This is a genomic window from Actinoallomurus rhizosphaericola, from assembly GCF_024055675.1.
GTDB lineage: Bacteria > Actinomycetota > Actinomycetes > Streptosporangiales > Streptosporangiaceae > Actinoallomurus > Actinoallomurus soli.
Map to the genome: position 1 here is coordinate 1 of NZ_JAMXMW010000010.1, position 22,913 is coordinate 22,913.

The window sequence follows — 22,913 nt, forward strand, 5'->3', positions numbered from 1 at the left end:
CTCGATCCGCTCCCACAGGCTGTCCCGCACGATCCACGGAGGCTGCTCGCCCTTCTTCACGGAAGATGATCAAAGCTGCCCGGCAGCCACCGTGGGACCAAAGTGATCATTTTGTTAGGACCTCTAACAGCAGCACCCGCCAGTGATCATGGCAACGAGAACCCGCATCGGGCCTCACGGCCGTGGTCGCGTTGCCGCGCCCCGGCCCATCGGTGACCATGACGTCACGACGCGGAGGCTCCTCGACGGCACGTGACTCTCGTCGTCGAGGCCGAGGGTGGCGAACGGCCCGTTCAGGTAGCGGCATTCCCGGCGGCCGGCTTCGGTGATGTCGCCGCGGCGAGCGCGCACAATCGTCGCCGCCTCTCTGCGAGTTCGGCCTGTTGAGCGTCGAGGCGTCTGGCCATGGCGTCCAGCTCGGCCCGCAGGCCCGGGCACATCTCAAGGTGAGTGCCGTGTTCGCCGGTGCGGACGCAGTCGAGGTACCGCTGGATGGTCGACGTTCCCAGACCAGCGGAGATCATCATTCTGATCTGGGCCACGCGAATGACATCGGACTCGGAGTAGTCCCGGTAACCGTTGTCATCGCGTGCGGGGACCAGCAGTCCTCGGTCCTCGTAATGGCGTAGCGCTCGCGCGCTCACGCCGGTCAGCCGAGCGAGTTCGCTGATCAGCACCGTCGGCTCCTCCTGGTCGGCTTGACCTTCACGCCGGCGTGAAGGGATACCGTTCCGCGCTATGACGACTGGAACAACCCGGCGACGTGCCTCGATCATCCACGGATACGGCGCATCCCCCACAGATCATTGGTTCGGCTGGCTTGCCGAGCAGCTCGAAGCCGATGGCATTCCGACCACGATCCCGGCTCTTCCGAACTCACAAGACCCGGAGCCCACGCAGTGGGTGGAAGCCGTACGCGCCGAGGTCGGAACTCCTGACGAGAACGCGATAGTCGTCGCGCACAGCCTGGGGTGCCTGACCGTGCTCCGCCATCTGCGCTCGGTCCCGGGCGCCTGGCACCTTGGCACCCTCGTGCTCGTCGCCGGATTCCTCGACCGACTACCCGCGCTCCCGGAGCTGGACTCCTATATCGGGGACGGCTGTGACGTGGACGGGCTCGGCGACCGCATCGGCCGGCTCACGGTCATCCGGTCGGACGCGGACCCGATCGTTCCGCCTGACCACACCGATCGTCTCGCCGATCTCCTCGGGGTCTCCGCGGAGGTGGTCCCCGGGGCCGGTCACTTCCTCGCTTCTGAGGGCGTCACTTCGCTACCCGAGGTTCTCAAGGCCATCGCGTGAAGCGCCCGCAGCGCCATGACGCGACGTGATCCTCTGGCGGATACCGCTGTCTGTCAGCGGTATCCGCCCGTGACCACGGCGACGACCGGTCCGCATCCGGCCTCGCGGTGACATTGGCGCCGCCGTGGTCGCGTTGCCGTCGGCGTTGACGGGCCGATGACCGATTTGCCGGGACCGGTACGTCAGTGGTGGCACCTCCGCTGCGCCGGACTTGTGCCGAACGCTCCAGCGCTTCCCCACACGGTCGACTGTCTCGTTGATCCCAACGGACCTGTTCCGGGCCGCCGACGATGTACTTCAGCCGTGGGCGTTCCCGACGCCGTGGCGGCGTACAGAACGTTCGGGGAACGAGCCCGCGGTACCCGGGCGCCCGGCTCTTGCGCCGACTCGCCGCATCTGCGGCGTTCCTCGCCGAGCACTTCATCCGCGCCGCCCCCCATGTTCTCCCGATCCGGCTGGCGGCGCGGCGGCCGCTTCCATCACCGCCGAGGATTTTCGTCGCTCACACCACGAAAAGTCTCGGCCGCGAGCAAGGGTGAGGCGAAGGCCACCGCGAGAACGAGTAGCTGCCTCGCCACTGCCTCGCCGCTGGTGCTGTCGCTCTTCGGGGTGGCGGCCGGGTTGCTCGCTGCCTCGTGCCTCAGGGTGCGGGTGTAAGGCGTACAAAGCGCGCGGAGAACGGCCTTTCGGGGCCGCGATTCACAGCCGAGCACCGCCTTCGTACAGGCGTTCGCCGAGCGTTCGGTGCCCTCCGGCGGGGTCGGCGCCTCGGGTCGGTTCGTGATCGTCGGGCAGACGCGGGAGACCTCGCGTGCGCGGAGGGACGGAAGCCGTCTCCTCCCGACAGGCCGCTCGGCGGGTCGGGATCAGACGTGTTCGAGGGTGCGGTGCTCGGTGGGGACCGGCGGTGCGGCGGGCCTGCGGCGGCCGGGGAACCACCAGTTGGCGTGGCCCAGGAGGCTCATCAGCGCGGGTACGAGGACCAGGCGGACGATGGTGGCGTCCACGGCGACGGCGGCGGCCAGGCCGAGGCCCATCATCTTCACCGTCGTGTCCGGCTGCGGCAGGAACGACAAGAAGACACAGATCATGATGAGCGCCGCCGAGGTGATCAGCCGGGCCGTGGAGGCGATGCCGGTGACGACGCTGCCGTGCGGGTCGTTGGTGCGGAGGTACTCCTCCCGGATCCGCGACAGCAGGAACACCTCATAGTCCATGGACAGCCCGAACAGCAGCGCGAACATGAAGAGCGGCACGAACGACACGATCGGCACCGACCCGTCGAGGCCCAGCAGGTTGATGCCCCAGCCCCACTGGAAGACCGCGACCACCACGCCGTACGCCGCGCCGATCGAGAGCATGTTCATGGCCGCGGCCTTGATCGGCACGATGATCGAGCGGAACGCGATGACGAGCAGCACGAGCGCGACCGTCACGACGGCGATGACGACGTACGGCATGCGCTGCTTCACGATCGTCGCGATGTCGATGATCGCCGGTGACTCGCCCCCGAGGTAGGCGCGGGCTCCGGGGTGCCGGGCGACGACCGGCGGGATCACCGACCTCCGCAGGTGGCTCACGAGGTCGGCGGTCGCGGCGGCCTGGGGCGGCGAGGTGGGCACGATCTTGACGGTGGCGCTGTCGCCGACGACCAGCGGCGCTTCGGCGGACGCGACGCCGGGAACCTTCTGGACGCTGCGCCGCAGGTCGTCGCCCAGGCGGCGGGCCTCCGGGTTGGGGGTGGGCCGGTCGTTCGGGCTGACCGTGAGCCGGCCGCCCGGCTCCTTCCGCAGGGCGGTCCACCCCTTGGCCTGCTTGGTGCTCTCCTTCGCCTGCGGCGGATCGGCCGGAGCGGGCACCGTGGCGACGACCACGAACGGGCTGTACCAGCCGGGGCCGAACTGCTTCGCCGTCACGTCGTACGCCCGGCGCGCGCTGTTGGAGTGCGGAAGCGTGCTGTCGGCCATGATGCCGAAGCGCAGGGTGAGCACCGGGAGGGCGAGGAAGAGCAGGACGAGCGTCGCCCCGATCGCGTACGGCCAGGCGTGCCGGTCGACGTGGCGGCCCCAGCGCTCCCAGCGCTCCGTCGAGCGGTCCGGCCGGATCCGGGGCAGCTTGTAGCGGTCGATGTTCGTGCCGAGGGCGCCGAGCACGGCGGGCAGGAGGGTGAGCGCGGCGGCCACCATGAAGGCCACGGCGATGGCGGTGGCGAGACCGATGATGCCGATGAACGTGATCCCGGAGAACCACAGCCCGCAGATCGCGAACACCACCGTGCCGCCCGCGAAGACGACCGCGTGCCCCGAGGTGGCCAGGGCCTTGCCCACCGACTCCTCGATGCCCATGCCCTCGGCGAGCTGCTGCCGGTGGCGGGTGACCACGAAGAGGGCGTAGTCGATCCCCGCGCCGAGGCCGAGCATCGCCGCGACCATGGGGGCCGTCGGGTGCACTTGCCAGATCGACGCCCCGAAGTGAATGAGCGAGTACGCCACGACCATCGCGCACAGGGACACGATGATCGGCACGCCGGCCGCGAGGAACGAGCCGAAGGCGAAGAGCAGCACCCCGAGGGCGAGCACGACGCCGACGCCCTCCTTGGGCCCGGCCTTGGGCTGGTTGAGGATGGTCGTCACGATGCCGCCGAACTCGACGTCGACGCCGGCCTGCCGGGCCGGTTCGGTCGCCTCTTCCAGGGCATGGAGGTCGTCGATGGACAGGTCGCGGGCGGTGCCCTTGAAGTGGGCGACCGCGACGACGGCGTTCGCGCCCTTGGCGCCGCCGGTGTCGCCGTAGGGGTTCTCCGCCATCGCGACGCGCGGGAGCGCGCCCACCTGCTGGATGGCCTTGCCGACCTGCACCGCGACGCGCCAGTCGGACAGGGAGACGCCCTGCTGCGGGTGGAACACGATCGTGGCCGTCGGCCCGGTCAGGTCGGGGAAGTTCTTGCGGAGCAGGTCGATGGAGCGCTGGGTCTCGGTGCCGGGGAGCCGGTCCTGCTGGACGAAGGTGCCGCCCCTGACCACGCCGAGGATTCCGATGCCGACCGCGAGGGCGAGCCAGACGAGCATCACCCACCGCGCACGGCGGGCGCAGAACCGCCCAAGCCTCTCCAGAATCCCCGACATAGTCACAGAACAGCACGGGCCGCGCAAAATTGCAACGCGTGCAAGTTCGCACTGAGTGTATATTCTGGTGAGATGGATCACATGGGGCTGCGGGAGCGGAAGAAGCGCCAGACGCGCCGGGCGATCGCGGAGGCCGCCCTCCGCCTGTTCGCCGAGCGCGGCTACGAGGAGACGACGATCGCGGACATCGCCGGAGCCGCCGACGTGTCCCCGCGCACGTTCTTCAGCTACTTTCCGTCCAAGGAGGACGTCGTCTTCGCCGAGATCGACGAACGCCTCACCGAGGTGCGCGAGGGACTCGACCGCCGGCCCCCGGACGAGACCCCGCTGCAGTCCATGCGCCGCATCGTGCTGGAGATGATCGAGGCGATCGCCAACGAGCACGGCGAGTACGGCGCGATCCAGGTCCAGCTCATCCTCGATCGTCCATCGCTCCAGGCACGCGCCCTCAAGCGGATGAACGACACCGAGCAGTACGTCGTCGAGCGGCTGACCGAGCTCTGCCCCGGCATCGACGAGGTCGACGCGGTCGTGATCTCCGGTGCGCTCGTGGGCGGAATGAAGGCCGTCATCACCCACTGCCGCGCCCACGGATACGCCCCGGAGGCGACCCGCGAGGCCGTCGACCGCGCCCTCGCCATCGTCGAGCACGGCCTCGGCTCCGTCCCCGTCCTCACCCGCCCGGCGACCTGACGGAGTCCCGAGCCGGCCGGCATTCCGGGGATTTCGCGGCGATCGAGTATTGATTTCTTCGATCTCCGCCTTCTTAGATCTACGTGGAGTGCCGATCGCGCATGGACCCGATTCCGACCGGAGGGCCGTAATGCTGCGGATCCATTTCGAGTCCGAGGATCTCGCCCGTACCACCGTCGCCCCATCGGCGGACGTGCTCTGGGAGATTCTCCTGGGCCTGCACGCACTTCAGGAACGCAACGAGGAAGTCACCCTGGACGCCTGGCGGCGGCACACCCGCCCCCGCATCCCCGCCTCGCTCCGGCCACTCCTGGAAATCGCTCCCCCGCGCGGATACTCGGCCGATTTCCTCACTCCGACCCGCGGCGTCGCCGACCTCGGCGCGGGAGTCGACAGGATCCTCGCCACCACCCCGGACGAGCTCGCGCGTGATTTCACCGAATTGGCGCGTCAGGGCGGCACGCCGTTAATCGCGCGGTCCCTCGCCGCCCGGGACGCCGTACGCCGGGTCGCGCAGGACGTCGAGAAGTTCTTCACGATCGCGCTGGCGCCGTACTGGAAGCAGATCTCCCGCGACATCGAGTCCGAGCGCACGCAACTCGTGCAGATACTCGCCGACCACGGCGTGGAGCGCCTGCTGGGCACGCTCCACCCGTACGCGCGCTGGGAGTTCCCCATCCTGCACGTCGACCAGTATGTCGACCAGGACGTCGAGCTGGGCGGACGCGGCCTGGTGCTCGTGCCGTCCTACTTCTGCCGGCACCACCCGATCACGCTGCGGGACCCGGAGCTGCCGCCCCTGCTGGTCTTCCCCGTCGGCCGGCGCACCTGGCTCGGGAGGCCGCAGACCGAGGAGCCGGGAAAGGGCGAAGCACTGGAAGGGCTGCTCGGCCGGACGCGTACGACCGTGCTCAGGACGGCGATGACCGGCTGCAGCACCACGGACATCGCCCGGGCCGCCGGCATCTCACCGGCGTCGGTGAGCCACCACACGAAGGTGCTCCGCGAGGCCGGCCTGATCACCACCCGACGCGACGGCTACGCCGTCTGCCATGAGATCACCGACCTGGGCCTGAGCCTGCTGACGTCGACCGCGCGGACGCCGATCGAGCAGCCGCCGTCGGCCGCGGCCGAAGGGCTGGACCGGCAGGCGATGTGACCGCACCGCATGCCGGTGGCCCCGGCGGTTCGACCGCCGGGGCCACCGAGAGTGGAGCGGAAGGCTCAGTAGACCTTCTTGTAGCGGTAGGCGGACCAGCCGTGGCCGTTACGGGGCTTGTCCGTGGAGAAGTAGTAGACCTTGTGCTTGACCGGCGTGGAGCCGAAGTCGTACGCCCAGTACGCGGTGTGGGCCTTGTTCGCCCACTTCTCGAAGATGCGGACGTGACCGGCGGCGCCGCCGGTGCCCGCGCCCAGGATGCCGGTGAAGTCGCCCTTCTTCATGCTCTTACGGCTGATCTTGACGCCGTAGCCGGGAAGCGTGACCGTGCTCGCGCTGGTCTTGAGGTGAAGGGCCATCGAGACGTAGCCGGAGCAGTCGGTGCGGTACCGGTGCTTGCCGTCGGGGTCGCGGTACGAGCCCTGCCAGTTGTACCTGATGCTGGAGCGGTGCTTGTACCAGTAGGCCGCTCGCTGGATGACCTCGTTGCGGGAGATCTTGCCGCCGATCGTGCTGGCCTGCGCGGACACCTGGCCTGCGGATGCCGCCGGCGCCGCGGCACCCGCCACCGGGGCGGCGGCGACCAATGCTGCCGAGGCGATCGAGGCCGCGCCCAGCAATCCGAGAATCTGCTTACGCATTGATTCCTCCTCAGAATCCCTCCGTCCGGACCGCCACCGGATACATTTGGCCCGGAAAGCAGTTTTCGGGCCGAGATGAAATCCGGTCGCAGTACGGAATTCGGTGCGCCACAGACTCTGACAACTGCGGACGATCAGCGGCAAGGGATTAGAGCACGCTTGAAAACGCCCCGACCGAAGGCGTGGTCCGGTATCGCCCGGCCGGGCGCGTCGCGGAGAACGGTTCGGTCGGCGGTCCCGATGCGGTCCGGTCGGCGACCTCGACGCGGGCCGGTCGGCGGTCTCGATGTGGTCCGGTCGGCGATCTCGCCGGCGTCCGGTCGGCGACCTCGACACGTCCAGTCGGCGATCTCGCCGCGGTCCGGTCGGTTCGGTCGACGCGGCGGTGAGGTCGACGCGGCTCAGTCGGCGATCTTGATGCGGACGCGGCGGAAGCCGCGGCCCTTGTTCTCGATCTTGGCGACCTGGAGCCGGCCGATCTGCCGGGTGGAGGCCACATGGGTGCCTCCGTCGGCCTGCGTGTCGAGCCCGACGATGTCGACGATGCGGACCTCCTCCACCTCCGGCGGCACCAGGTTCGTCGCCGTCCGGATGATGTCGGGGATCGCGAACGCCTCCGCGCGCGGCAGGGTCCGGACGTCGATGCGCCGGTCCGCGGTGATCTCGGCGTTGCAGGCCGCCTCGACGGCCTCCTTGAAGCCGGGCGGGACCTCGGGAAGGTTGAAGTCCATCCGGGCGACGCCGGGCTCCATGTTGCCGCCCGTGACGAGACAGCCGTAGTCGCGGAAGACGACGCCGCACAGCACGTGCAGGCCGGAGTGGGTGCGCATGAGGCTCGTACGGCGCTCGTCCTCGATCGCGCCGCGCACGGCCGTGCCGACCGGCGGCAGCGGGTCGTTCTCGTCGGGGAGCAGGTAGAGCTCGTCGCCCTTGCGGGCACCGACGATCCGCGTCTGCACGCCCTGCCACAGCAGAACCCCGTGATCCGGCGGTTGTCCGCCTCCACCCGGATAAAATGCCGATCGGTCGAGGACGATCCCCCCGGGTCCCGAGTCGAGCACGACCGCTTCCCATTCGCGCAGCGTCTGGTCGGTCAGCTCAAGCCGCCGCGTCCGGTGTGTCGTCATGCAGTGCAGCCTAGAACGCCCCGACAGGGCGCTGACCCCCAAGGAGCGGGATTGAGACGACGCGCCCTTCGTTGCCTCGCCGCCGCCGTCGTCCTGCTCGCGCTGACGGGCTGCGGCGGTACGGAGCGGCGGGCGCGGGCCGACAGCTCGGCCCGCGCGACGAAACGGCAGGCGACGCGCGCCCCCGTCGTCATGTTCCTCGGCGACAGCTACACGACCGGCAAGATCGGGCAGCAGCCGGAGCAGACGTACGCCGCGGAGACCGCCCGGCTCCTGGGCTGGCAGGTCATCCTCGGCGGCTACCGGCAGACCGGCTTCATCGCGAAGGGCCAGGTCGGCAAGGACTTCGCGCAGTTGTTCACCGACCAGCTCTCCTGGCGGCCGGCCCCGGACCTGGTGATCGTCTCGGGCGGCCACAACGACCGGCGGCATCCGGCGCAGGACGTCGGCGAGGCGGCCCGGCGGCTGCTGGACACCGTCCGGCAGCGCTGGAGCGGCACGCGGCTCCTGCTCATCGGGCCGATGTGGGGCGGGGGCGACCCGCCCCAGGAGGTCACGGCGATCCGCGACGCCATGGCGGAGGCCGCCACGGAGACGAAGGTGCCGTTCATCGACCCGCTGCAGGAACAGTGGATCACCGGGGACCGCACGAAGGGCACCGGCAACGCGCCGCAGTACATCCTGCCCGACGGCACCCACCCCACTACGGCGGGCGCCCGTCACATCGCCGAATGCCTCGTCGCGGACCTGCGCAGGCTCAAGCTCACCAAGCCCTGACGGTCCGGCACCCGGCGCTCACCGGGGACGCGTCGCCGCCCCGGGCCGTACGGGCGAAGGCTCACCAGGGGCCGTACGGGCCGGAGGAGGAGCCGCCCCGGCGGCCGTACTGGCGCACGGCGGGCCGGACGTCGGCGAGGTAGACCGCCGCGGCGATGAAGCCGATCACCGGCAGCATCTGGATGATCGAGACGAAGCGGACCGCACCGGCCAGGCCGAACAGCAGCGCGACGCCGAGGATGATCAGCCACAGCTGCTTCGTGAGCTTGCCCGCCGCCGCGTACGCGCCCGCCGGCCGTATCACGGCGTCGGCGAACGCCCAGATCTCGACTATGAAGGCGGCGATGGCCACGACCCAGAACACGATTCCGACGAAACTCTGGGCTGGTTGAAGCACGATCGACCCCCTGCACCGGGGCGGCGTCGTACGAGCGCCGCGTCATCTCTCATCACGTACGGGCTCAGCGTATGTGCTCGGCCCGGGTCCTGCCGATGCCGCGACCGGAAAGGGCGGAGGCCCGGACGGATCGGTCCGCCCGGGCCTCCGGTGCGTCTCGGACGCGCCGCGACGTCGTCCACCGCGCTCACCGCGGTGCTCGCCGCCGCGCTCGTCGGCTCGCCGCAGTGTTTTCCGCCGCGCTCGCCGCGGAGGGTCAGTCGCCGACCTTCTTGGCGGCGTCGGTCGCGGCCTTGCCGGCCGTCTTCGCGGTCTCCCGCGCGGACGTGGCGGTGTCCTTGGCGGTGCCGGTGGTCGTCCGGGCCCGGCGAGTGGTGGCCTTGGCGCGCTCCTCCAGCTCCTGCGTGGACTTCTGCCGCTCCACGCGACCGACGATCTTCTTGCCGCGCTCGGCCAGCTCGTCCATGACCTCGGCGGCGCGGCCGCCGACCTGGGTGACGTAGGACAGGGCGACGCCGCCCAGGTCCTTGTCGATCTTCTTCGGCATCTCGCGGAGCTTCTCGACCGCGAGGTCGCCGGCGCCGGCCGCGACGTAGAACGCCTTCGAGTCGCGCAGCTTCTCGGTGATGTTCGGCATGTCTGAATTACCCTTCAGTCGGTGGGGTCGCTTCGGTGGCGGCTTCTCCGCCGGGTCCCCCTTCCCGGCGGAACGACTCGTAGATGTCGAGCAAGACCTGCTTCTGGCGCTCCGACAGGGTCACGTCCGCCCGGATGGCGGCCTGGACGTCCGTGTCGGTCTCTCGCTCGTCGAGGATGCCTGCCTGCACGTACAGGGCTTCGGCAGAGATGCGCAGGCCCTTGGCGATCTGCTGCAGGATCTCCGCGCTCGGTTTGCGCAGCCCACGCTCGATCTGACTGAGGTACGGGTTGGAAACGCCCGTCGCCTCGGCCAGCTGGCGCAGCGAGACCTTGGCCCGCTTGCGCTGCTCTCGGATGTACTCCCCAATGGAGCCGACTTTGGAAGTCGCCATGTCTCCACTGTGCGCCGCTCTGCTTGCTATTGCAAGCAGACTTGCAAGCACTTCGCGGTGAAACGAGTCACATCGCGAGTGCGGCTCACCGCGGTGGTCGTCGCCTCGCCCCGCCGGTCGTCCCCCGACCCCGGGTCGGTCCTGTCCGCTCCCGAACCACGTCGATCACGCCGTCCACCACCTCGGCCACCGGCTTGGACGCATCGATGATCGTCGCGCCACGGCCTTCGTAGATCGCTCGCATCCGGGGATTCCACTTCAGGGCCGCCGCGAGCTCTTCGGGATGTCGACCGAACGCGTTCGTCGTGCGGGTCGCGAGCCGGTGGCGGAGGGTGTCCTCGTCGATCACCAGACACACGACGAGGTCGAAGAGATCGCGGACGTCCGCCTCGTTCTCCGCCGACCCGCACAGGAACGCGACCCGGGAACGAGACTCCTCGGCGAGGGCCTCGACGCGCTCCCGGACGATCACCCACCCGTACCGATCGAGCCAGCCCTCGGGAACCGGATACGGAGGATCCATCACGACCTCGCCCTCAACCCGGTCGATCCAGCGGCTGAAGCCGTCCTCGTCGGCGTCGAGCGCGACGTGGCCACGCGCTCGCAACACCCCGCAGACCGTGGACTTACCCGTCCCCGAATTGCCCGTGACCCACACCAACGTCACCCCGCCAGCGTAGATGGCGTTCCGGGGTGTCGGTCAGTTCACCGCCGAGGGTGAAGCGGCCCAGGTGTTGCAGGCCGACGTCGTGCCGTGGTTGTAGCCGAGCTGCACCCAGCCGCGGTAGTGCGCGTCCGTGCCGTGGTCCCGCTGGTCGGCCGGGCGCCCGTCGTCACCGCGCTCGTACGAGTCGCGCAGCGCCACCGCCCACTGCTCGGGCGTCACGGGGAAGGTCCCCTTCACCGAGCTCATGAACACGCCGGACAGGCACTGGGCCTGCAGCTCGCTCCGCTTGGTCACGGCGTTGCGGCCCGCGGTGGTCGTCGCCTCGGACCGCGCCCGCTGGCTGTAGTCGAGGATCCCGGTCTGGTCCTGGATCGCGTGGCCGTACTCGTGCGCGACCTCACGGGCGTACGCCACGTTGTAGCGCACGGGCATCCCGCCGGCCGCCTTCTGCGCGTCGGTCACGCCGATGTAGATGGAGGCGTTGCTCGGGCAGTAGAACGCGGCGACGCCCGGCGACGGGTACGTCCCGCAGGGGCTCGATCCCGGCGTGGACCAGAAGACCCGGGTCGGCGCGGTGAACTTCAGGCCCGCGTGGGCGAAGCCCTCCCCCCACTCCTTGTCCAGGCAGTCGGTGGTCCCGTCGAGGAACGCGCGGAACGACGCCGGGTCGCCCTGGGTGATCTGCCGGCCCTGGCAGCCGGCCGACGGCAGCCGGCCGACCTTGTACAGCGGGCTGTCGGCGGCGCTCTGGGACGGGGCGGTCGGCGCGCTGACCGGCGGCCGTACCGGTGTGTACGCCGGCCTGCCGGTCAGCTTCAGCGCCATCGCGCCGCCGACGCCGACGATCGCGAGCAGGCCGAGCACGCCGATGGCGCGCACGCCCCCGCCGCCTCGCCGCCGGGGCGGCGGCGCGTACCCGTATCCGGGCGCGGCGTACGGGGGCCGGCCGTATCCAGGGCCGTACGGCGGCCGGGGCGGGCCCGGCGGGCCGTATCCGGGTCCGTGGCCGGGCTGCCGCCCGTAACCCTGGGGCGCGCCGTAGCCCTGGGGGCCGCCGTGACCCTGCGGGGTGCCGTAGCCCTGGTGGCCTCCGTAGCCCTGGCCGTGACCCCGGGGCGGGGGTCCCCATGAGCCGGGTCCAGCCATCACTCTCCTCCTGTCACGAAACGTCCGAGGGGGCAGCCGTCCACGTGTTGCAGGACGACAGGACGTGCTGCGTGTAGCCGCGGGCCACCCAGCCCGCGTAGTGCGCTCCGGAGCCGTGGTCGTGCCGGTCGGCGGGCCCGTCCTGGTCACCGCGCGCCCGCGCGTCGGCCAGGACCGCCTCGTACTGCTCGGAGGTCATCGGGAGGCTGTCGCGCTCCGCCGACAGGAACTCGCCGGCGAAGCACTGCGCCTGCAGCTCGATGCGACGGCTGACCTCTTCGCTCGCGGCGGGGGCCGCGGCGGACGTCATCAGCCTGTGCCCGTACTCGAGGATCCCGGCGTCCTCTTGGACGTGGTGGCCGTACTCGTGCGCGATCAGCCGGGCGTACACGCCGTAGTGCGACACCGGCTCGCCGCCCGCCGTCTCCACGACGTCGTCGAGGCCGACGTACAGCGTGTCGTTGGCCGGGCAGTAGAACGCCGCGGCGCCGGGGGCCGGGTAGGACCCGCACGGGCTGCTGCCCGAGTCGCTCCAGAACACCCGCTGCGGCGCGGTGAAGTCCGGCACGGCCGCCTTGGCGAACTGCCGCCGCCAGGCGTCGTCCAGGCAGTCCGTCAGCCGGTCGAGGAACGCCCGCATCGAGTCCTCGTCGTGCTCCCGGATCCGCGGCAGCGCGCAGTCGACCGGGTCGAGCGCGCCGCTGCGGTACAGCGGGCCGTCGAGCGCGGCCTGCCGGCTGCCGGGCCGCGTGAGGTCCTCGCCGGCGCCGGTTCCCGGCGCCGGGTGCTCCGGGCCGGCCAGCGAGTAGCCGACGATCGCGGCCGTGCACAGGGCCGCGACGCCGCCGAGCACGCCGACGACCGTGCCGGCCGCGCTCCGCCGCCGCCGGTGCGGGCGGCGCGGTGGCAGGTAACCGAGATCCCGTGCCGGCCGGCGCCACAACCGGGACGGTGGGCCCTGCGGTTCCGGGCCATCCGGCGGACGCCGCCGATAGGGACCTACCACTGCTGTACGTTCCTCCCCCTGAGACCGGCACGCCGGACTCCGCGCGGGAGGGGCGACCGCGACGAGAATCATCGCATATCGCCGAAAAGGCCGATCATTTTCGCGGGGGCGTTTCCGGCCTTCTCCACAAGACCGTCAGTGCCGCAGGTCACGCAGACGCCGCCACTTCACCGGTACGCTGCGGGGCCATGCTGGTTCGCACGCGGCTTCTGATCGCCCCCCTCGTCGCCGCTCCCCTCATGGCCGCCGGCCTTCTCACCGGCGCGGCCCCCGCGTCGGCGGCGTCCGGGCAGGTCGTCAAGGACACCGTCGCGATCACGGTCGCGCCGGACGGGACCCTCCAGGTCAAGGAGACGGTCATCTACGAAGGGGCCGCGCCCGCGCGGACCCTCATCCGCCGCAAGCACCTCGACGACCGGCAGGACCGCCGGTACGACGTCGGGGACGTCAAGGGCGGCACGCTGACGAACCAGGGCGACCGCGCGGTCCTCCGGGTCTCCGGAGGCGGCGGTGCCGGGCGGCGGACCGCCCAGCTCTCCTACACGGTCAAGGGCACGATGACGACCCTGCGGACCGGCGAGCAGCTGAACTGGGTGGCCGCGGGCGGCTGGCACGTCCCGGCCGCGCAGACCCGCGTGACCGTCGACTCCAGCGCCGTCGTGCAGAACCTCAACTGCTTCGCCGGCGACCTGTCGAGCACCATCGGCTGCACCCAGTTCTTCACGAACCACACCCACACCCAGGCGGAGTTCCGGCAGGAGGACCTGCAGCCGGGCGAGTACGTCACGGTCATGGTGGGGTACCCGCTCGGCACCGCCAAGGGCAGCCCGATCATCGAGCAGCGGCACACCGTGACCACCGCGTTCACCGTCAACGGGCTCACCGGCGGCACGCTCCTCGGCCTGCTCGTCCTCCTGCTCGGCGGGGTCGGCCTGCTCTACGTCACCCGGGGCAGGGACGCGCGCATCGTCAACAAGAAGGCCGCCGAGGGAGACCACGCGCCTCTCGACTCGGCGGGATTCGCCCCGCCGGACGGCGTGCGGCCCGGCCAGATCGGCACGCTCATCGACGAACAGGCCGACGTCGTCGACGTGACCGCGACCATCATCGACCTGGCGGTACGCGGCTACATCCTGATCGAGGAGCTGCCCCGCGAGACGTACGGCCGCATCGACTGGCAGCTGCGCCGCCTGCGGCGCGCGCCGGACGACCTGCTGCCGTACGAGCGGATCCTGTACGACGCCCTGTTCAACGGGCGCGACGTGGTGGCGCTGTCCGAGCTCGGCGGTACCTTCGCCGACCAGCTCGCGGCGGTCCGGAGCGCCCTGTACGAGGACGTCGTCCGGCAGGGCTGGTTCGCCCGGCGGCCGGACTCCGAGCGCACCCGCTGGACGAGCATCGGCATGATCCTGGCCGGCCTGGGCGTGATCGGCACGATCGTGCTGGCCGTCTACACGAACCTCGCCCTGATCGGCCTGGCCGTCATCATCGCGGGTGCCGCGCTGGCCGTCGGCGGGCAGTACATGCCGGCCAAGACGACCCGCGGCGCGACCGTGCTGGCGCACACGCTCGGGTTCCGTGCGCACCTGTTCCGCGGCGACGTCCCGGACGCGCCCGCCGGTCACCGGGTGGCGCTCTTCTCGCACTACCTGCCGTACGCGGTGGTGTTCGACGTCGTGCAGAGCTGGGCGCACACGGTGGCCGACGTCGGCGCGGGCAACAGCGGGCCCTCCGACAACCTCTACTGGTACGAGGGCCCGGCCGAGTGGGACCTGTCGAACTTCGCCGAGTCGATCCGCAGCTTCACGCTCGCCACCTCCGGCGCGATCTCCGCCTCCCGGCAGTTCCGCAGCCTGTCCTGACCCCCGGCCGCCGGATCCCCGCGGCGCCGGTCCCGCCTAAATCCCGACGGCGCGGATCTCGCCGACGATGACGTCGCCACCGTGCAGGGGGACGGTGGCCAGCTCGTCGGGGACCTCCACGCCGAGGGCGCGCAGCGTCGCCACGGTCACCGGCGTACGGGCCCGCATCGACCCGTCGTCGATCTTGATGGCGCCCGCGCGCCCGTCCGCGAGCGCGAACGCGTCGACGCCCTCCGCCCCGCACTTGACCAGCAGGCCCGGCACGGCGGCCATGAGCCGGCACTCGTCGCGCCGGGTGCCCGAGGTCCACTCCGGGTGGGCGCGCATCGCGTCCGCCAGGCGCCGCTCCGGCGTGCCCGGCTCGGCGGTCACGATCGCGCGCAGCGCCCGTGCCACGCCGGTCAGCGAGACGGCGAACAGCGGCGCGCCGCACCCGTCCACGCCGGTCGCCGCCACCCGCTCGCCGGTGAGCTCCTCGACCGTCTCCCGGATCGCGACCTGCAGGGGATGGTCGACGTGCAGGTACGACCCCGTCGGCCAGCCGTTGACGACACAGGTGGCGAGCATGGCGGCGTGCTTGCCGGAGCAGTTCATCCGCAGCCGCGACTTCTCGGACCCGACGGCGACCTCCAGGTCCAGGGGCCACTGCGGCGGGCACTGAAGGTCGTCCGGGGTGAGCCCCGCGCCGGCGAGGATCTCGCGGGCGCCCGCGACGTGGAAATCCTCACCGGAGTGGCTGGCCGACGACAGCGCGAGCAGCTCGCCTTCGAGGGCGAGGCCGTTGCGGGCCATCGCCACCGCCTGCATCGGCTTGTTGGCCGAACGGGGGAAGACCGGGTCGTCCGGGGACCCGATGGTGACCGCCGGCAAGCCGTCGACGGCGAGTGCGGCCACCGATCCCCGGTGCCGGGACTCCACGAAACCGGAACGTTCCACTTCGACGAGGACGGGGTGCATGCTCTCTCTTCGGGGGGTCGGCGGTGTGCTGGGGATGTTTCGGAGCGTACGCAGGCGTGCTCGCGCAGCGGCAAGCGGGGTCGCGAAGTCGCCGGCCGGGAGCCTACGGCCGGTCGGGGCGTGGCCGGACGCCCAGGAACGACCGCGCCTCGTCGGCCGGCATCGGGTCGCGCTGGGCGATCCGCGCGAGGGTCGCCGCCCGCTCCACGAGCTCGGCGTTGGCCGTCACCGGCCGCCCCTTGGCGTACGTCAGCGTGTCCTCCATGCCCACGCGCAGATGGCCTCCGGCCGCCAGCGCCGCGTACATCACCGGCAGGGTCGTCCGGCCGATTCCCGTCGCCGCCCAGGTGGCCCCGGCGGGCAGCGCCTCGACGGCGGCGACCAGCGTCCGGGCGTCCCCGGGCATCCCGCCCGGCACGCCCATGACCAGGTCACAGTGCACGTGGCCTCCGTACGGCGGGCCGTACTTGTCCAGCAGCCGGTGCAGCGACGCGATGTGGCCGAGGTCGAACAGCTCGAACTCCGGCACGACCTGCCGCTCCTGCGTCAGCCGGTACAGCTCGACCATGAACGACCACGGGTTCATGAACACGTCGTCGCCGAAGTTCACGGTGCCGCAGGTCAGCGAGCAGGCGTCCGGCTCGGTGTCCAGGACCCGGAGCCGGTCCTCGTACGGGTCGGTGACCGCCCCGCCCGTGGAGAGCTGAACGATGAGGTTCGTGCTCGCGCGCAGGGCTGCGACCGTGTCCCGCAGCCGCGCGAGGTCCAGGGTCGGGCGGGCCTCGGCGTCCCGGATGTGCACGTGGATGACGGCGGCGCCCGCGGCCTCGCACTCCTTCGCGGTCTGCACGAGCTCGTCGAGCGTGACGGGCAGCGCCGGGGCGTCGGCCTTGTCGGTCTCCGCCCCGGTCGGTGCAACTGTTATCAGCGTTCTGGCCATGGACAGCATGATTTCAAGACCAGAGCGCTTTTGGCGAGAAAATCTTCGGCAAAGCCGCCGGCCGGGCGCCGGTGTCGGGCGCGTACGGCAGAATGCGGGGCGTGCGAGCGGTCGTTCAGCGTGTGAGCCGGGCCGACGTGACCGTCGAGGGTCGCGTCGTCGGCGCCATCGACGGACCGGGCCTCCTGGCCCTCGTGGGCGTGACCCACGACGACACCCCCGAGCAGGCGCGTAAGCTCGCGGCCAAGCTGTGGGGGCTGCGGGTGTTCGACGGCGCGGCGGAGGGCGCCCCTGAGGCGTCCTGCTCCGACCTGGGCGCGCCGCTGCTCGTGATCAGCCAGTTCACCCTCTACGGCGACACGCGCAAGGGCCGCCGGCCGTCCTGGATCGCAGCGGCCCCCGGGCCCGTGGCCGAGCCCCTGGTCGACGAGGTCGTCGCGGAGCTGCGCCGCCTCGGCGCCCACGTCGAGACGGGCGTCTTCGGCGCCGACATGAAGGTCTCCCTCCTCAACGACGGCCCCATCACCCTGATCGTCGAAGTCTGATCAAGGAGTTCCCGGGGTGCGCGGCGTAAGCCGGCAGGTCCCGGCCGTCGGCCACACCCTGCCGCCGGCTACGGGTGGTCAACCGTCCGCACCGCCGCTCAACGACGACATCCGCATCCGTGTCGACGCGGCGGGGCCGTGGTGGTTCCGCCAGTGCCGGCCGGGGAGAAACGAGACTGGTTGACTTCGGAACATATTCCGAACTAGCCTGTGGCCGTGTCAACTCCTGTCGTTTCGTTCTCCGAGCTGTCGAAGAACTCCAAGCGGGTCGCCGAGACCGTCGAGCGTGCTCAGCGCGTGCACGTCACACGACGCGATGGTGAGGATCTGTACCTCACCACCGAACACCACGACCGGCAGCGGGAAGAGACCGCGGATGTCACCACCCGCCTGTTCACCGCGCTGATCAGCAGCGACGAAGGAGCTCGCGCCGTCCTGCTCGCCCTTCCGCAGGTGTTCCCTTGGGTCCGACACCTCTCGGCTGCCGAGGTGCGCGAATTCGTCGTCGACCTTGTGAATGCGATTCGTGACGCGGCCGAGCTGGACGTACATGCCAGCCTGCATCGTGTCATCGTGGAATGGCGCGCCACGGCACGGATTCTGGCCGATCCAGAACTGACCGCTCAGCTCACTGCGCCCCTGCCCGGGGAAGATTTCGGAGAGGTTCCTGAGCCGTGAGCCCGAAGCGTGGCGACGACGTCGCGCCACCGCCGGTCGGTGACGAGTGGCGCCTCCGCTTCGCCACCAACGACGCGGCCAAGGGCTGGGCGGAGCTGTGTAACGAGGCTCCAGGTAACACTCGGCGATGCTACGAGGCGCTGCGAAGCAACCCGCTCTCCTCGGGTGATCCTGATCGACAGCACCGGTTGCGCGGCCGCTTGGCCACGGCGATCCTCGCCGGTGCCGAGTACCCGCAATGGGAGTACGAGGTCACCGCGGGCGGTCGCGTACGGTACCTCGTCGATCAGAACAAACGAATCGTCCATCTCGTCTACGCTTCACCACGACATCCGAAGGATACGGATACCTGAGTCACGGTCACACGTCGCGGCGCGCACCAGCCGACCGTGATCGATCGCGAACGATGCCGCAGGGCAGGGCCCGCATCGCCGGCGACTCCGCAAGGAGTACAGAGATATCCCGGGCGAACGGCTCCGGATCGCACCGGCGAACGTAACATTCGCGGCAACGACTGTGACGCCGGGACGTCGACCGATCCGCACAGCGCTGTCTCGCGCGAAGCCCTAGGAGCTCAGGCCGACCAGGGCGGCGATCAGGGCGATGAGGGTGCCGGCGGCGGCGAAGGCCAGGACGTTCCGGTCGTTCTCCGCCAGTTTGGCGCGGACGGTCGGGGAGTAGACGACGACCCCGGTGTCGCGGTTCGGGTCGGCCGCGCTCTCCCGCCGGAACGGGTTGGGCAGCCGCACCGCGCCCCACAACGCGTCGTTCTTCACCTGCTGGTGCGCGGCGGAGCACGCGAACAGGCGCCCGCGGATCGGCTCGTGGCAGGCGAACCCCTGCCGGGTCATCACCCGGCAGGTCGTCGGCACGAGTGAGAACTCATACAGGCACCAGCACAGCAGCGCGATGAGCGCCAGCCGCCATGACGTCAGCAGCACGGCGGCCACCAGCAGCACGCCGATCCCGATCCACCAGACGTAGCCGGGTTCGCGCACCCGCCGCCGCCGTCGCCCCATGTGATCTTTCCTCGTCGATGTCTCGTCCGACGGAGAAAACCCTGCCATGTGCGCCGCCCATCATGATCCGGTTCTCGGCGATTTACGGACTTATCGGCGTCGAAGATCGATTTTGGCGTTGGCTCCGGTGTCCGGCGGGACGACGACCTCCTGCGCGGCCGCGACCCCACCGGCCAGCAGCGGCTCGTCGACCGGGATGTTCCGCTTGATCAGGCCGAGGGCGATCGGCCCGAGCTCGTAGTGGCGGGCGGCGGAACCGACGAACCCGACCGTACGGCCGCCGGCCTCGATCGGCTCGCCGTGCGCCGGCAGCCGGTCGACGCTCCCGTCGAGGTGCAGGAACACCAGCCGCCGGGGCGGGCGGCCGAGGTTGTGGACACGCGCGACCGTCTCCTGGCCGCGGTAGCAGCCCTTGTCGAGGTGGACGGCCACGTCGATCCACCCGACCTCGTGCGGGATCGTCCGGTGGTCGGTGTCCAGCCCGAACCGTGGCCGGTGCGCGGCGATGCGCAGCGCTTCGTACGCCCACAGGCCCGCCGGTCGCGCCTGCCAGTCGCGCTCCAGCTCCTTGCGCGGCACGATCAGGCCGTCCGTCGTCACCAGGGCGTCCGCGGGCGGCTCCGCGCCGGTCAGCGTCACGACGGCGTACGCGTCGGACTCGTCGGTGACCTCGACGCGCATCATGAACCGCATCGAGTCCAGGAAGCGCGCGAGCTCCGCCGCCGCACCCGGCTCGACGTGCGCCCAGACCGCCTCGCCGTCGTCGACCAGGACGAGGTGGTGCTCCACGTGGCCGTGCGGGCTGAGCAGCAGGGCCTCGGTCGGCGTGTGCGGCGGAAGCGCCTCCAGGTGCTGGCTGGTGAGGCTGTGCAGGAAGCGCAGGCGGTCCGCGCCCGCGATCCGTACGACGCCGCGGTTGCTCCGGTCGACGATCGCCGCCCCCGACTCCAGGGCGCGCTGCTCGGCGAACGGCTCGCCGTAGTGCGCGGCGACCCCCTCGTCCGGCGAATCGGCCGGTACGGCTCCGGGCGTGCTCAGCAGCGGGCTGTCCATGACCGCAAGACTACGTCGTCCGGCAGTCGCGGCAACGGCCGTAGACCGTGAGGTGCTGCACGTCGGTCTCGAAGCCGTAGTCCTGCTCCAGGACGTCGACCAGACCCTTCGCGACGGCCGGTGTGACGTCGTAGACCTCGCCGCACCCCCGGCACACCAGGTGGACGTGGTCCGCCTCGGTGGCCAGGTGGTAGGTCGGCGGCTTGTGCCCCAGGTGGGTGTGCTTGACCAGCCCGAGCTGCTCGAGCAGCTCCAGAGTCCGGTAGATCGTGGAGATGTTGACGCCGCGCGCGGTCCGCTGCACCTCGGTGCAGATCTCCTCGGGGGTGCCGTGCCGCAACGCGGTGACCGCCTCCAGCACGAGCTGGCGCTGCGGGGTCACGCGATAGCCCCGCGCCCTCAGCTCCTCGTGCCATGGTTCCGCCACGACGCCGAGTTTATGTCCCCGGCCGCCGTCCCGCCGGGCCTCGCGGATGACCGGCCGGACGGAACGTCCGGAAAATCGACTTGCCTTCGGCTCGGCGGCGACCTAATCTGCGGGCTAAGCGGGAAAGGAGGTGGTCCGAAAGTATGCATAGTACGAGGACTCGTGAGGTGGCTGTCCGTTAGCCGCTGTCCCCCCTCAGCCCCGCCCCGAAGCGGGTGAGGCGACCGGCCGAGGACGCGGCCGGCGAATACCAGGCAGACACCCGACCCCCGGGCCGGTCGACCCAGTCCTGTCGACCCCTGCGACAGCAGGAGCAGCCCGGGGGTTGTCCTTTTCCCGGAGGATCCACTGACGTAAGCCCGGGCGTAGCATGCGCGAGATGACCACACGGGCCGACGAGAGCATCCACCCGTTCCGTATCGACGTCCCCGAGAGCGATCTGGACGATCTCCGCGAGCGTCTCGACCGCACCCGCTGGCCGGACGAGTTGCCGGGTGTGGGCTGGTCCTATGGCGTCCCACGCGACTACCTCAAGGAGCTGACGCACTACTGGCGGCACGTGTACGACTGGCGGGCCGCAGAGGCCGAGTTGAATCGATGGCCGCAGTACACCACCACGATCGACGGTGCGAACATCCACTTCGCCCATCTCCGCTCGCCCGAGCCGGATGCGCTCCCGCTGCTCATGACGCATGGCTGGCCGGGCTCGATCGTCGAGTTCACCGATGTCGCCGGCCCGCTCACCGACCCACGCGCGCACGGCGGCGACCCGGCCGACGCGTTCCATCTGGTGCTCCCGAGCATCCCCGGGTTCGGCCTGTCCGGGCCGACGAGGCAACCGGGCTGGGAGTTCAAGCGAGTGGCCGCGGCGTTCGCGGAGCTGATGGCGCGGCTGGGATACGGACGATACGGAGTCCAGGGCGGTGACTGGGGAGCCGTCATCTCCCGCGAGCTCGGCCGCACCCGGCCCGATCGTGTCATCGGTGTCCATCTGAACCTGTTGCCGGATTCCTTCCAGGCCCAGGAACCAGACGCGGACGAGTTGAAGGCGCTGTCCCCGAACGAGCGTGAGCGCACGCTGGCCTCCTGGGAACGCCTCAAAGCATGGAGCCGCGAGCGTCAGGGCTATGCCGACCTGCAATCCACCCGGCCGCAGACCTTGGCGTACGGCCTGACCGACTCGCCGGTGGGCCAGCTGGCCTGGATCGCGGAGAAGTTCAAGGAGTGGACGGACTCCCAGGACCGTCCGGAGGACGCCGTCGACCGCGACCGGATGCTGACGAACGTGATGTTGTACTGGCTGACCGGCACGGCCGGCTCCTCGGCCCGCATCTACTACGAACGGGCGCACGCCGCCTACTGGGGCACGCCTCCTGAGCCGTCGACGGCGCCGACCGCGCTGGCCGTCTTCCCGCGGGACAACTTCGTCCCGCTGCGGCATATCGCGGACCGCACGAACACCATCGTGCAGTGGACGGAGTACGAGCGGGGCGGGCATTTCGCAGCGATGGAGCAACCAGAGCTCCTGGTCAGCGACGTCAGGAGGTTCTTCCGGACTCTCCGCGAGACCGCACCCAAGTGATCGGCGCCGGCTTCCTGCCGGGTCGTGGACCGGTGGGGTCGCGTGCGGCATCGTCACCGGCTGCGAGCTCCTGCACGTCCAGGAGACTCTCCGGCGGCACCTTCCCGTAGGCGATGCGCTCCAGGTGCCGGAAGTACTCGAATCGTTCGACGCCGGGCGACCGCTCGTGGATGACGAGGACCTCGCGACGCCGGCCGAGACGTGGGCCCGGCCCGGGAGCCGGGCCGGGCCCGGCTCCCCCATGCCCCTCAGGACACGCGCTTGAGCTGGGCCGACAGGTGCGACTGCAGGGCCTGCCCCTCCGCCGCCATGTCGTACGCGTAGCCCAGGTCCTCACCGATCAGCCCGTACAGCCGCTTGCCTGCGGTGTACTCCTTCGCGGTCTCGGTACGCGCCACGATGTCCGTGGCCAGCTCCACCCGGTTGAACGCCGCCTGGCCGACGTAGATCTCGGCGATGCCGGTCGGGTGCGCGAGGACGAGCTCGACCTTCCCGCCCGGGTGCGCGCGCCAGTAACCGGTCTCGCGGGCGAGGGGAGCCGCGAGGTTGCCTTCATCGTCCAACCGCCAGGTGCGGCTCGTGTAGATCAGGTACGGCTTGCCGATGTGGCTGAAGGAGATCTCCTGTCCGAAACGGAAGCTCTCGATCGTCGGATAGCCGCCGACCCCGGCGCCCTCCCAGTCTCCGAGGAGGAACGCCAACGGCTCGAGGTCGGGATGCAGCTCAGGTTCCATGTTCGGCCAGCGTAGTGGCCCCCGCGCGGGCGGCGACACCCGCCG

General features: G+C 70.7%; 25 protein-coding genes. 9 read left to right on the top strand and 16 right to left on the bottom strand.

From position 1 onward, the window contains the following. Nucleotides 1–293: 293 nt before the first annotated feature. A complete protein-coding gene (locus NE234_RS22180; RefSeq protein WP_252782409.1) occupies nt 294–677 on the bottom strand; it encodes a MerR family transcriptional regulator in 384 nt (127 codons plus the stop codon). A gap of 61 nt (nt 678–738) precedes the next feature. Here NE234_RS22180 and NE234_RS22185 point away from each other — a divergent pair, with 61 nt between their 5' ends. Further along, on the top strand, nt 739–1,302 hold the full coding sequence (locus NE234_RS22185) for an RBBP9/YdeN family alpha/beta hydrolase (RefSeq protein WP_252782410.1): 564 nt from the start codon (nt 739–741) through the stop codon (nt 1,300–1,302). Nucleotides 1,303–2,168: 866 nt separating this feature from the next. On the opposite strand, the gene NE234_RS22190 is transcribed toward NE234_RS22185, so the two are convergent. Further along, nucleotides 2,169–4,370: an MMPL family transporter gene (locus NE234_RS22190; protein ID WP_252782411.1), complete on the bottom strand. Its 2,202-nt coding sequence runs from the start codon at nt 4,368–4,370 to the stop codon at nt 2,169–2,171. A 129-nt stretch (nt 4,371–4,499) separates the two neighbouring features. On the opposite strand from NE234_RS22190, the gene NE234_RS22195 reads away from it, so the two are divergent. Together NE234_RS22195 and NE234_RS22200 are read left to right on the top strand one after the other, a co-directional pair. After that, nucleotides 4,500–5,120: a TetR family transcriptional regulator gene (locus NE234_RS22195; protein ID WP_252782412.1), complete on the top strand. Its 621-nt coding sequence runs from the start codon at nt 4,500–4,502 to the stop codon at nt 5,118–5,120. A 130-nt stretch (nt 5,121–5,250) separates the two neighbouring features. Beyond that, nucleotides 5,251–6,279: an ArsR/SmtB family transcription factor gene (locus tag NE234_RS22200; RefSeq protein ID WP_252782413.1), complete on the top strand. Its 1,029-nt coding sequence runs from the start codon at nt 5,251–5,253 to the stop codon at nt 6,277–6,279. Nucleotides 6,280–6,344: 65 nt separating this feature from the next. Here the strand turns inward: NE234_RS22200 and NE234_RS22205 are convergent, their stop codons facing one another. Continuing rightward, entirely contained in the window at nt 6,345–6,920 is a 576-nt protein-coding gene (locus NE234_RS22205; RefSeq protein WP_252782414.1) for a hypothetical protein, read from the bottom strand. A gap of 401 nt (nt 6,921–7,321) precedes the next feature. Next, nucleotides 7,322–8,047 (bottom strand): alanyl-tRNA editing protein, encoded by a 726-nt coding sequence (locus tag NE234_RS22210; RefSeq protein WP_252782415.1) that lies wholly within the window; start codon nt 8,045–8,047, stop codon nt 7,322–7,324. A gap of 51 nt (nt 8,048–8,098) precedes the next feature. Here NE234_RS22210 and NE234_RS22215 point away from each other — a divergent pair, with 51 nt between their 5' ends. Continuing rightward, a complete protein-coding gene (locus tag NE234_RS22215; protein WP_252782416.1) occupies nt 8,099–8,824 on the top strand; it encodes an SGNH/GDSL hydrolase family protein in 726 nt (241 codons plus the stop codon). Between the two features lie 61 nt (nt 8,825–8,885). Here NE234_RS22215 and NE234_RS22220 read toward each other — a convergent pair whose 3' ends face one another. The 6 genes from NE234_RS22220 to NE234_RS22245 all read right to left on the bottom strand — a co-directional run bounded on the left by NE234_RS22220 (nt 8,886) and on the right by NE234_RS22245 (nt 12,918). Then, complete coding sequence (locus tag NE234_RS22220; RefSeq protein ID WP_252782417.1) at nt 8,886–9,221, bottom strand: DUF2516 family protein; 336 nt, start codon at nt 9,219–9,221, stop codon at nt 8,886–8,888. A gap of 256 nt (nt 9,222–9,477) precedes the next feature. Beyond that, nucleotides 9,478–9,858 (bottom strand): hypothetical protein, encoded by a 381-nt coding sequence (locus NE234_RS22225; RefSeq protein WP_252782418.1) that lies wholly within the window; start codon nt 9,856–9,858, stop codon nt 9,478–9,480. A gap of 7 nt (nt 9,859–9,865) precedes the next feature. After that, on the bottom strand, nt 9,866–10,252 hold the full coding sequence (locus NE234_RS22230; RefSeq protein ID WP_252782419.1) for a helix-turn-helix domain-containing protein: 387 nt from the start codon (nt 10,250–10,252) through the stop codon (nt 9,866–9,868). Nucleotides 10,253–10,337: 85 nt separating this feature from the next. Continuing rightward, nucleotides 10,338–10,919 carry an AAA family ATPase gene (locus NE234_RS22235; protein ID WP_252782420.1) on the bottom strand — a complete coding sequence of 194 codons (582 nt, stop codon included), beginning with the start codon at nt 10,917–10,919 and terminating at the stop codon, nt 10,338–10,340. Between the two features lie 33 nt (nt 10,920–10,952). Then, nucleotides 10,953–12,065, bottom strand: a complete 1,113-nt coding sequence (locus tag NE234_RS22240) for a neutral zinc metallopeptidase (protein WP_252782421.1) — start codon at nt 12,063–12,065, stop codon at nt 10,953–10,955. A gap of 13 nt (nt 12,066–12,078) precedes the next feature. Then, nucleotides 12,079–12,918 carry a neutral zinc metallopeptidase gene (locus NE234_RS22245; protein WP_252782422.1) on the bottom strand — a complete coding sequence of 280 codons (840 nt, stop codon included), beginning with the start codon at nt 12,916–12,918 and terminating at the stop codon, nt 12,079–12,081. Between the two features lie 341 nt (nt 12,919–13,259). On the opposite strand from NE234_RS22245, the gene NE234_RS22250 reads away from it, so the two are divergent. After that, nucleotides 13,260–14,933, top strand: a complete 1,674-nt coding sequence (locus NE234_RS22250; protein WP_252782423.1) for a DUF2207 domain-containing protein — start codon at nt 13,260–13,262, stop codon at nt 14,931–14,933. Between the two features lie 36 nt (nt 14,934–14,969). On the opposite strand, the gene NE234_RS22255 is transcribed toward NE234_RS22250, so the two are convergent. Together NE234_RS22255 and NE234_RS22260 are read right to left on the bottom strand one after the other, a co-directional pair. Further along, nucleotides 14,970–15,890 carry an asparaginase gene (locus tag NE234_RS22255; RefSeq protein ID WP_252782424.1) on the bottom strand — a complete coding sequence of 307 codons (921 nt, stop codon included), beginning with the start codon at nt 15,888–15,890 and terminating at the stop codon, nt 14,970–14,972. A 103-nt stretch (nt 15,891–15,993) separates the two neighbouring features. Continuing rightward, the gene (locus NE234_RS22260) at nt 15,994–16,830 is read right to left on the bottom strand and encodes a BKACE family enzyme (RefSeq protein ID WP_252782425.1); all 837 of its coding nucleotides are present in this window, start codon (nt 16,828–16,830) and stop codon (nt 15,994–15,996) included. A gap of 101 nt (nt 16,831–16,931) precedes the next feature. On the opposite strand from NE234_RS22260, the gene dtd reads away from it, so the two are divergent. The 3 genes from dtd (at nt 16,932) to NE234_RS22275 (ending at nt 18,406) form a co-directional block, all read left to right on the top strand. After that, nucleotides 16,932–17,375, top strand: a complete 444-nt coding sequence (gene dtd, locus NE234_RS22265) for a D-aminoacyl-tRNA deacylase (protein ID WP_252782426.1) — start codon at nt 16,932–16,934, stop codon at nt 17,373–17,375. A 216-nt stretch (nt 17,376–17,591) separates the two neighbouring features. After that, nucleotides 17,592–18,053: a hypothetical protein gene (locus NE234_RS22270; RefSeq protein ID WP_252782427.1), complete on the top strand. Its 462-nt coding sequence runs from the start codon at nt 17,592–17,594 to the stop codon at nt 18,051–18,053. Then, complete coding sequence (locus NE234_RS22275; RefSeq protein WP_252782428.1) at nt 18,050–18,406, top strand: hypothetical protein; 357 nt, start codon at nt 18,050–18,052, stop codon at nt 18,404–18,406. Before NE234_RS22270 ends, NE234_RS22275 begins: the two co-directional genes overlap by 4 nt. A gap of 213 nt (nt 18,407–18,619) precedes the next feature. On the opposite strand, the gene NE234_RS22280 is transcribed toward NE234_RS22275, so the two are convergent. The 3 genes from NE234_RS22280 to NE234_RS22290 form a co-directional block, all read right to left on the bottom strand. After that, entirely contained in the window at nt 18,620–19,072 is a 453-nt protein-coding gene (locus tag NE234_RS22280; RefSeq protein ID WP_252782429.1) for a hypothetical protein, read from the bottom strand. Between the two features lie 90 nt (nt 19,073–19,162). Further along, nucleotides 19,163–20,125 carry a CAF17-like 4Fe-4S cluster assembly/insertion protein YgfZ gene (ygfZ, locus tag NE234_RS22285; protein WP_252782430.1) on the bottom strand — a complete coding sequence of 321 codons (963 nt, stop codon included), beginning with the start codon at nt 20,123–20,125 and terminating at the stop codon, nt 19,163–19,165. 10 nt (nt 20,126–20,135) lie between these two features. Beyond that, nucleotides 20,136–20,552: a Fur family transcriptional regulator gene (locus tag NE234_RS22290; RefSeq protein WP_252782431.1), complete on the bottom strand. Its 417-nt coding sequence runs from the start codon at nt 20,550–20,552 to the stop codon at nt 20,136–20,138. A 379-nt stretch (nt 20,553–20,931) separates the two neighbouring features. Between NE234_RS22290 and NE234_RS22295 the strand changes: the two genes are divergently transcribed. After that, nucleotides 20,932–22,134: an epoxide hydrolase family protein gene (locus NE234_RS22295; RefSeq protein WP_252782432.1), complete on the top strand. Its 1,203-nt coding sequence runs from the start codon at nt 20,932–20,934 to the stop codon at nt 22,132–22,134. A gap of 248 nt (nt 22,135–22,382) precedes the next feature. Here the strand turns inward: NE234_RS22295 and NE234_RS22300 are convergent, their stop codons facing one another. Then, nucleotides 22,383–22,868 (bottom strand): FABP family protein, encoded by a 486-nt coding sequence (locus NE234_RS22300; RefSeq protein ID WP_252782433.1) that lies wholly within the window; start codon nt 22,866–22,868, stop codon nt 22,383–22,385. Nucleotides 22,869–22,913: the final 45 nt, after the last annotated feature.

Bases quoted from the DNA above. Each gene is read 5' to 3' on its own strand.
- NE234_RS22185 (WP_252782410.1), top strand. From the start codon at position 739: ATGACGACTGGAACAACCCGGCGACGTGCCTCGATCATCCACGGATAC.
- NE234_RS22190 (WP_252782411.1), bottom strand. From the start codon at position 4,370: ATGCTCGTCTGGCTCGCCCTCGCGGTCGGCATCGGAATCCTCGGCGTG.
- NE234_RS22195 (WP_252782412.1), top strand. From the start codon at position 4,500: ATGGATCACATGGGGCTGCGGGAGCGGAAGAAGCGCCAGACGCGCCGG.
- NE234_RS22200 (WP_252782413.1), top strand. From the start codon at position 5,251: ATGCTGCGGATCCATTTCGAGTCCGAGGATCTCGCCCGTACCACCGTC.
- NE234_RS22205 (WP_252782414.1), bottom strand. From the start codon at position 6,920: ATGCGTAAGCAGATTCTCGGATTGCTGGGCGCGGCCTCGATCGCCTCG.
- NE234_RS22210 (WP_252782415.1), bottom strand. From the start codon at position 8,047: ATGACGACACACCGGACGCGGCGGCTTGAGCTGACCGACCAGACGCTG.
- NE234_RS22225 (WP_252782418.1), bottom strand. From the start codon at position 9,858: ATGCCGAACATCACCGAGAAGCTGCGCGACTCGAAGGCGTTCTACGTC.
- NE234_RS22230 (WP_252782419.1), bottom strand. From the start codon at position 10,252: ATGGCGACTTCCAAAGTCGGCTCCATTGGGGAGTACATCCGAGAGCAG.
- NE234_RS22240 (WP_252782421.1), bottom strand. From the start codon at position 12,065: ATGGCTGGACCCGGCTCATGGGGACCCCCGCCCCGGGGTCACGGCCAG.
- NE234_RS22250 (WP_252782423.1), top strand. From the start codon at position 13,260: ATGCTGGTTCGCACGCGGCTTCTGATCGCCCCCCTCGTCGCCGCTCCC.
- NE234_RS22255 (WP_252782424.1), bottom strand. From the start codon at position 15,890: ATGCACCCCGTCCTCGTCGAAGTGGAACGTTCCGGTTTCGTGGAGTCC.
- NE234_RS22260 (WP_252782425.1), bottom strand. From the start codon at position 16,830: ATGGCCAGAACGCTGATAACAGTTGCACCGACCGGGGCGGAGACCGAC.
- NE234_RS22280 (WP_252782429.1), bottom strand. From the start codon at position 19,072: ATGGGGCGACGGCGGCGGCGGGTGCGCGAACCCGGCTACGTCTGGTGG.
- ygfZ (WP_252782430.1), bottom strand. From the start codon at position 20,125: ATGGACAGCCCGCTGCTGAGCACGCCCGGAGCCGTACCGGCCGATTCG.
- NE234_RS22295 (WP_252782432.1), top strand. From the start codon at position 20,932: ATGACCACACGGGCCGACGAGAGCATCCACCCGTTCCGTATCGACGTC.
- NE234_RS22300 (WP_252782433.1), bottom strand. From the start codon at position 22,868: ATGGAACCTGAGCTGCATCCCGACCTCGAGCCGTTGGCGTTCCTCCTC.